This window comes from Candidatus Binataceae bacterium, assembly GCA_035500095.1.
Taxonomy (GTDB): domain Bacteria; phylum Desulfobacterota; class Binatia; order Binatales; family Binataceae; genus JAKAVN01.
The window spans coordinates 1-3670 of sequence record DATJXN010000049.1; the positions used below are offsets into that span (position 1 = coordinate 1).

The 3670-nt window shown below is 65.5% G+C and carries 2 protein-coding genes; one reads left to right on the forward strand and one right to left on the reverse strand.

Features of this window, described 5'->3' with window-relative positions:
* Positions 1–686, reverse strand: a 686-nt coding sequence (locus VMI09_05575; protein HTQ24146.1) for a thiamine pyrophosphate-dependent dehydrogenase E1 component subunit alpha, incomplete at its 3' end; no start/stop codon positions are given.
* A gap of 419 nt (positions 687–1105) precedes the next feature.
* On the opposite strand from VMI09_05575, the gene VMI09_05580 reads away from it, so the two are divergent.
* The coding region (locus tag VMI09_05580; GenBank protein HTQ24147.1) for an MG2 domain-containing protein at positions 1106–3670 on the forward strand (2565 nt) is incomplete at its 3' end.

The window sequence follows — 3670 nt, forward strand, 5'->3', positions numbered from 1 at the left end:
AGTTCGACCACGGCCAACAGATCGTTGCCGGAGACCGCGTGGCCTTTGAAGCCATAGGCGGCGGCGCGCGACGCAACGTCGTCGATCGCCATCTGCTTCTCGAGCGGCGTGGAGTAGGCAAAGCGGTTGTTCTCGCACACGAAGACCACCGGCAGCTTGTGCACGCCGGCAAAGTTCATCGCTTCATGCACGTCGCCCCGCGACGATGCGCCCTCGCCGAAGAACGCGACCGCCACCTGCTTTTCCTTCTTGATGTGGTACTTGAGCGCCGCGCCAACCGCGACCGGCAGCGACGATCCGAGCATCGAGGTCGAGCCGAACACGGTGTGCTCGAGGTCGCCGCCGTGTAGGAAGGAATCCTTGCCGCGCGAGAGCCCGGTCTCTTTGCCCATCAGCTGCGCCATCAGACGCCCCGGGTCGACGCCGCGCATGAGGAACACGCCAAGGTCGCGATGAAGCGGCGCCACCAGATCGCCCTCCTGCAAGGGGGCGCAAATGCCGGTGACGATCGCCTCCTGTCCGGCGCCGGAGTAAACTCCCCCGAGAATCCTGTTTTGTCGGTGAAGGCGTGCGACGCGGTCCTCGAAGCCGCGAATAAGTTTCACCCAATAGTAAAGTTGTAATTCAAATTCGACGCGGGCGGCTCCATTGGGCGCTGGCGCGCTCGCGTGTATAACCTCGGCCATCATTCACCTCGCCGGTCTTCCACCCCGCCGGTCTTCGGCTCCCATCGGAACAGTATCGCAGCCTTGAGCACTTGGCAAAAGTGCTTTCGCTGTGTGTACGGTACGTTTTGTCGCGTCTGCGACAACTTAAATCACGCGATTGTTCCAGCCGGGAGCCGCCGCTATCATTCCGCGACAGGCGCGGCCCAGCTATCCGTAAGACCAATAGCGCGGGTCGACAGCGCGAGCCGGGGTTGGGAGGGGGGACTACCATCAATAGATTTTCAGCCAAGGTTCCTTCCTCACCCGGGATAGGCCGTGCCGCGATGGCTGGCCGGCGGCTTTTCGCTCCAACTGTCCGCGTCCTAGCACTTTCAATTCTATGCCTTGCCGCCCTCGCCGCCTCGGCCACAGCGGATTCGGCGTCAGCGACGGTCTCGTTGTCGCCCCAGGGCACGGTCAAGAACGTGCGCCAGGCGGTTGCGCGCTTCTCGCAACCGATGGTCCCGATGGGCGATCCGCGCGTCGCACAATCGCCGTTTGCGGTCGATTGCGTCGGCGGCGGATCGCCGCAATCGAATGGAACGCCGCAGAGGCCCGGAGCCGCTCGCCCGCAAGGAACGGCGCGATGGCCGGGTACGGCGCGATGGATCGACAGCCGGCAATGGTCCTATGACTTCGACAACGATCTGCCGGCCGGGGTGCGATGCACCTTCACGCTCGCGCCCGGGCTAAAGACGCTAAAAGGTGACGCCGTCGAAAGCCATCCGCCGTTCGTGTTTGACACCGGCGGCCCGGCCGTAATCGAAACGCGGCCCTGGGCGGGCGACACGGGCATCGACGAGCGCCAGGCCTTCGTGCTCGTGCTCGACGCGGAGCCGGTCGAACAGACGGTGCTCGATCACGCCGAGTTCTCAGTGCAGGGGATGCCGCAGCGGGTCGGCGCGACGATCATCGAGGGCGCGGATCGCAACCTGCTACTCAAGCGCTTCAGCGATTTCATCAACCATCGTCCCGCGATCATCCTGCAGGCGCGTCAGGCGTTTGCGGACAACGCGAACGTAAAGCTCATCTGGGGCAAGGGAATCGAGGCCGCGGGCGGAATCGCGACCGCGCAGGACCAGGAAATACAGTTCAAGGTGCGACCGGCGTTCGAAGCGAACTTCGGATGCGAACGCGAGAATCCGCAGGCCGCGTGTATCCCGGTCACGCCGATGCGGCTTACGTTCTCGGCCTCAATCTCGATCGACAACTCGAAGCGGATCGCGATAACCGGCCCCGACGGAGTCCGGCACGGCGCGCAACTGCCCGACGGCGCCGATCAATCGGATATTCGCAACGTCGTCTTTTCCGGCCCGTTCCACGAATCCGCGCAATACACGATCGCGATTCCCGCGGGTCTCACCGACGACACCGGCCGCCCGCTCGCCAACGCCGCGCGCTTTCCGCTGACGGTCAGGACCGACGAATTCCCGCCGCTCGCGAAATTCGCCGCGCGCTTCGGGATTATCGAGGCCGCCGACCCGACGCTGCCGGTCACCGTGCGCAATCTCGAGCCGCTTATCCGCGGTGCCGAGCTTCGGGCGAGCGGCGGGATGCCCGCACCCAGCGGCTCGGCGTTCGGCGATTTTGTCGCCCGCATCGACGCGCGCGTCTTCGGACTTTCGACGCCCGACGCGGCCACGGCGATCTCGTGGCTGAGAAAGGTCGCGAGCGCGCAGCGCTCGCGCTCGGTCTTCGCGCAAGACAAGCAGGACCACGACGACGGCAGCGGCGTCACGCCGCGGCGCTTCACGCTGCCCAAACCCAACGGCGCCAAAGCATTCGAAGTTCTCGGCCTCCCGCTCGGCAAGCCCGGGCTATATATAGTCGAGCTCAAGAGCGCCCATCTCGGCAGCGTGCTCCTGGGCAGGAATGCCCCGATGTACGTGCCGACGGCAGCGCTGGTCACCAACCTCTCGGTCCACTTCAAGCAGGGGGCGGCCGATTCGCTCGTCTGGGTGACGACGCTCGAGGACGCGCACCCGGTCCCCGGCGCGGCGGTCTCGATCTCCGATTGCCACGGCAAGCAGCTGTGGGCCGGCACGACCGATCGCCACGGCCTCGCGCTGGCGCCGAAGATCGACGCCGTCACAAATCCGCCCAAGTGCAAGGACCTGGCGCCGACCAAGTACGACTTCTACACCACGCAGACCCAGGCGCTGCAGGACCTTTCCACCGGAGTGCTGGTGACGGCGCGGCTCGGCGACGACTTCAGTTTCGTCCATTCGAGCTGGCGCTACGGAATCGAATCATGGCGCTTCCATCTGCCGCAGACGTGGAATCCGAGCGACCTGGCGGCGCATACCGTGCTCGACCGGCCGCTCTTCCGCGCCGGCGAGACGGTCCACATGAAGCATTTCCTCCGGGCCAGGACGGTTGAGGGATTCGCGATGGCCGCTCTGGAGGAGCGTCCGGCGAAGTTGACGATCCGCGCCGCGGGCGGCGACCAGCATTATGACTTCCCGCTCAAGTGGAACGCGGCGGGCGTCGCGGAGACGGTGTGGCAGATACCCAAGGGCGCAAGGCTGGGCCAGTACTCGGTCGCCATCGCGCTCAAGGTGGGGCCCCAGACCTACCCCAACGAGCTTCAGACGGCGGACTTCCGGGTCGAGGAATTCCGCATCCCGCTGATGAAGGCGGCGGTCCGGATGCCGGCGAAGGTCGAGGTCGGAGCGACCAGCCTTGCGATCGACCTGAGCGCCGAGTACCTCTCGGGCGGCGCGGCGAGCGGATTGACGGTCACGCTGCGAAGCCAGATCCAGCCCGACGCATATGTCTCTTTTCCCGACTTCGACGATTTCACCTTCGCCAATGGCGAGGTCAAGGAAGGGACCGTCTCGGTCGAGTCCGAGTACGAGGGTTTCCCGGTCTTCAGGCCGCCGGGAATCCATCAGCGCAAGGATCTGGTTCTCGACGCCGCCGGGGGCGCGCAGACCTCGATTACCGATATCGCGCGCGCGCCG